This is a genomic window from Nonomuraea zeae (assembly GCF_005889725.1).
GTDB lineage: Bacteria > Actinomycetota > Actinomycetes > Streptosporangiales > Streptosporangiaceae > Nonomuraea > Nonomuraea zeae.
Map to the genome: position 1 here is coordinate 1 of NZ_VCKX01000525.1, position 4,391 is coordinate 4,391.

Annotated in this window: 2 protein-coding genes; one reads left to right on the plus strand and one right to left on the minus strand. The window is 69.7% G+C overall.

What is annotated here, in order from left to right:
• The first annotated feature begins 359 nt into the window (after positions 1-359).
• A complete protein-coding gene (rny, locus tag ETD85_RS60460; protein WP_138698794.1) occupies positions 360-1,976 on the plus strand; it encodes a ribonuclease Y in 1,617 nt (538 codons plus the stop codon).
• Between the two features lie 292 nt (positions 1,977-2,268).
• Here rny and ETD85_RS60465 read toward each other — a convergent pair whose 3' ends face one another.
• Positions 2,269-4,104 (minus strand): S9 family peptidase, encoded by a 1,836-nt coding sequence (locus tag ETD85_RS60465; RefSeq protein ID WP_138698795.1) that lies wholly within the window; start codon positions 4,102-4,104, stop codon positions 2,269-2,271.
• Between the last annotated feature and the right edge of the window lie 287 nt (positions 4,105-4,391).

Genomic DNA, 4,391 nt, shown 5'->3' on the forward strand with positions numbered 1-4,391 from the left:
GAGGAGTGGGGCAATTCGGGCGGTAAGGGTGCATATGGGGCTGGATGTGGAGATGCGAGCCTGTAAGACACGCTTGATGACGCGTTTGCTTGCTCGTGACTTGTTCCACGCATAACCTCGACGGCAGTGAGGAGTTACTCCGCGCAGTGCGGATTGCCATACCAGTGAACGACGGACGAACGAGCTCGGTTGATCAAGGCGGGCGAGGTGTCGGCTATCGGAGTCGACGCCCGGTCAGTCTTGGCTTGATATCGATCCTGGTGACGACGCCAACTGGGCCTTCTGCGGCGCGCTTGTGACCCCTCCTGTTTTTGGTCCGCGTTATGGGGTTTTGACGACGCGAGGAGGGCGGGGCGCACATGGGGCCGCTTGTCGTGGTGCTGATGGTGGCGGTGCTCGTGCTCGCGTTCGGGATGATCGCCGCGCTGCTCGTCGTCATACGCCGCACCTCAGGCAGCCTGCCCCGTACGGCCAAGGCGAGCCCCGAGCAGGTGCAGGCCGTGCACGAAGAGCTGGAGCAGGCGCGGCAGGAGGCGCGGGAGATCCGTGCGAAGGCGGAGAGCGACGCCGAAGAGATCCTGCGCAGGTCGGAGAGTGCCGTCGAGAGCGCCACGCAGATGCGGCGCGAGGTCGAAGAGGAGAGCCGGATACTCAAGTCCGAGCTCAAAGAGCTGCGCACCGACCTCGAGCGGAGAGAGGCCCGGCTGGCCGAGCGGGAGCAGCGGCTGGACGAGGAGGCCAGGCGGCAGTCCGAACGGGACAGGAAGCTGGGCGAGACCGAGGTCGAGCTGGCCGACCGCCGCGAGGAGCTGCTGCAGGTCGAGCAGGAGCGCACGATCATCCTGGAACGGGTCGCGGGGCTGACCGGCGACCAGGCCAAGAACGAGCTGGTCAAGGAGATCGAGAACCAGGCCAAGCGCGAGGCCGCGCTGATCGTCAGGGAGATCGAGGGCGACGCCCGCAAGGAGGGCGAGAAGCGAGCCACCAAGATCGTTACGCTGGCCGTCCAGCGGATCGCGGCGGAGCAGACGGCCGAGTCGGTCGTCAGCGTGCTGCACCTGCCGGGCGATGAGATGAAGGGCCGGATCATCGGCCGCGAAGGCCGTAACATCCGGGCCTTCGAGTCCACCACCGGCGTGAACCTGATCATCGACGACACCCCGGAAGCGGTGCTCCTGTCCTGTTTCGATCCGGTACGACGGGAGACGGCCAGGCTGACGCTGGAGAAGCTCGTGCTCGACGGCCGCATCCACCCGCAGCGCATCGAGGAGGCGCACGACCGCAGCCGCCAAGAGGTACAGGACCTCTGCGCGCGGGCCGGCGAGGACGCCCTCGTCGAGCTGGGGATCACCGACATGCACCCCGAGCTGACGCTCCTGCTGGGCCAGCTGCGTTACCGCACCTCCTACGGCCAGAACGTGCTCAAGCACCTCATCGAGTCGGCCCACATCGCCGGGATCATGGCCGCCGAGCTGAAGATGGACCAGCCGTTGCTCAAGCGCTGCGCCCTCTTGCACGACATCGGCAAGGCGCTCACGCACGAGGTCGAGGGCAGCCACGCGCTGATCGGGGCGGAGATCGCCCGCCGGTACGGTGAGCAGGAGGACGTGGTCCACGCCATCGAGGCGCACCACAACGAGGTCGAGGTCCGCACCGTCGAAGCGGTTCTCACGCAGGCCGCCGACGCGATCAGCGGCAGCCGTCCCGGTGCCCGACGCGAGTCGCTGGAGGCGTACGTCAAGCGCCTGGAGCGCCTGGAGGAGATCGCGCAGTCGTACGAGGGCGTGGAGAAGGTCTTCGCCATGCAGGCGGGACGGGAGATCCGCGTCATGGTCAAGCCGGACGCGATCGACGACATCCAGGCGCAGGTGATCGCTCGCGATGTGGCCAAGCAGGTGGAGGAGGAGCTGACCTACCCGGGCCAGATCCGCATCACCGTGGTGAGAGAGTCGCGGGCGACCGAGTTCGCCCGGTAGCCACGCCCGTCCTGTCCAGCAGAAGGCGCCTGTGGTCGTGCTGTCCAGCTGAACGAGCGGCTACAGCGCCGAGGCCGCCCAGGACGGCCGAAAGCGCGGCCGGCCGCGTCGAGGCGAAGCCGGAAAGAGGTGCGGGGCCAGCCGGAGATGCGAGGTCAGTGGGAAGAGGTGGAGGCCAGTCGAAAGGGTTGCTGGTTGGCCGGGGCCGGGTTGGCGGGTGCCGGGTTGGGGCTGGTCGAGGGGTTGCTGGTAGCGGGTCAGGGCTGGTTGAAGGGCTGTTTCCCGGCTGGGGCTAGCTGAAGAGCTGCTGGTAGAAGGCGAGCTCGGCGGCCAGTGCCGCCGCTCGCGTCTCCGTGCGGCGGAAGCCGTGCGACTCGCCCTCGAACGACAGGTACGTGCACGGCACCCCCCGCTCCGACAACGCGTCCGCGAAGGCCGTGGACTGCTCGGGCGGCACCACGGGATCGTCGAGTCCCTGCAGGAGCAGCATCGGGCAGGTCACCCCGTCCACCAGCGCGAGCGGCTCCCTGGTGGCGTACACCTGCGGATCCTCCGGCCCCACCAGCCACTCCACGTAACGCGACTCGAAGTCGTGCGTGTGCGCGACGAGCGGTGCGAGCGCGCTGACGCCGTAATAGGACACCCCGCCCGCGAACACCTCGGACCGGCAGCAGGCCGCCATCACGGTCCAGCCTCCGGCGCTGCCCCCGCGCACCGCGATCCTGGCGGGATCGGCCAGGCCCTCGGCGGCCAGCCACTCGGCGGCGGCGATCGTGTCGGCCACGTCCACCAGGCCCCACTGCCCCTTCAGCCGCTCACGGTAGGCCCTGCCGTATCCCGTCGAGCCGCCGTAGTTGACGTCGAGCACGCCGATGCCGCGCGAGGTGAGGAACGCCTTCTCCAGGTCGAGCGCGGTGCCGGCGTGCGCCGTGGGCCCGCCGTGAACGAAGATCACGTAGGGGGGCGTGCCCTCGGTGGCCGGGCCGTAGGGCGGGTAGAGGAAGGCGTGGACCTCCTCGCGCCCCGGAATGTGCCCCGGTATGCGCACTTCCTGTGGAAGGGGTAGGTAGGCGGGGTCGGGAAGGTGTTCGATGTCGCGTCTGAGCGACTGGTGCCCGCCGGTCGCGGCGTCCACGGTGACGACCGATCGGGGGATGGCGGCGGCGTACGCGATGCCGGACACGGACATGCCCTCGACGGTCAGCGCCCCGTCCCACCCGACGTAGGGGAGGTCGAGGTCGGTGAGCGTGCCCGACGCGGGGTCGAGGACGCCCAGGCGCAGGTCGCCGCGTCCGTGCAGGACGGCGAGGCGCCCGTCCCCGAGCACCGCGTACGGGTGCCCGCCCAGCCGCCACGGCGGCGACGCGAACTCCTCCTCCACCGGATGCAGCGCCCGCGCACCCTCGCCGCGCAGGCCGATCTCATAGAGGTTCCACCAGCCCGAACGGTCGGAGACCAGGTAGAGGTGCGCGTCGTCCTTCCACGAGGGAGCCAGCACGGACTCCGTGGAGCCGCCGCCCACGGTCCACGAGCCGCCGCCATCCGACAAGGGGGTCACGCGGAGCTCGGTACCGTCCCAGGGCATGCGCGGGTGGTTCCAGCAGACATAGGCCAGATGCCGCCCGTCGGGGGAGATCGTGGGGGAGGCGTAGAAGTCGCAGCCGGTGGCCCATTCGCGGGTCTCGCCGCCTTCGAGCGGGATCGAGACGATCGCCCGGGTGACCTTGCCGTCCTCGGCATGGCGCTCGCGTACGCACCACACCTGGCCGTCGCGGACGAGGAGGTCCGCGTAGCGGCAGCCCTCTGGGGTGAGGGGTTTCGGTTCGCCGTTTTCGCCCAGTACGTACAGGCGCTGGTCTTTCAGGTTGGCGAAGACCACCTCGCCTTCCGGCGTCACGGCGTAGGGCCTGCCGCCGTACTCGTGCACCCGGGTGCGTGCGTTCCACGGGGCCGGCAGCAGCTCACGGCGGGTGCCGTCGGCGGCCTGGCGCACGATCGTGGTGCGCCCGCCCTCGTCGGGACGATCCTCGGCCCACCACACCCAGCCGCTCTGGGCGGTGGGCCAGCCGGGACGCACGCCGGAACCGGCCACGTCTCTGGTCGAAATGGGGGAGGGCCAGAAAGGCATACCCGCATCCTGCCGGAAGATCACCGGCAGTGCGGGCCGGTCCCCCGAGATCACGCGGAGTTTCCGGCCGGCCGGCTCCACCCGTGATCACGCGAGATCACGGGTGATCACGGGAGAGCGCCAGAGATCACGCGATAGGCACCGGCTCATGACGCCCAAAGGTTCATGGTGCCCACAGGCTCGTGGCGTGCACAGACAGGCTTAAGGCGCGCGGCATGGCTCATGGCCAGCCCTCGCCGCCGGGCAGGGGCGGTCAGGGCAGCTCTCGGCTCGGGGCAGGGACGGGG

Excerpts from the sequence above, each read along its gene's own strand:
- ETD85_RS60465 (WP_138698795.1), bottom strand. The coding sequence starts at position 4,104 with ATGCCTTTCTGGCCCTCCCCCATTTCGACCAGAGACGTGGCCGGTTCC.
- rny (WP_138698794.1), top strand. The coding sequence starts at position 360 with ATGGGGCCGCTTGTCGTGGTGCTGATGGTGGCGGTGCTCGTGCTCGCG.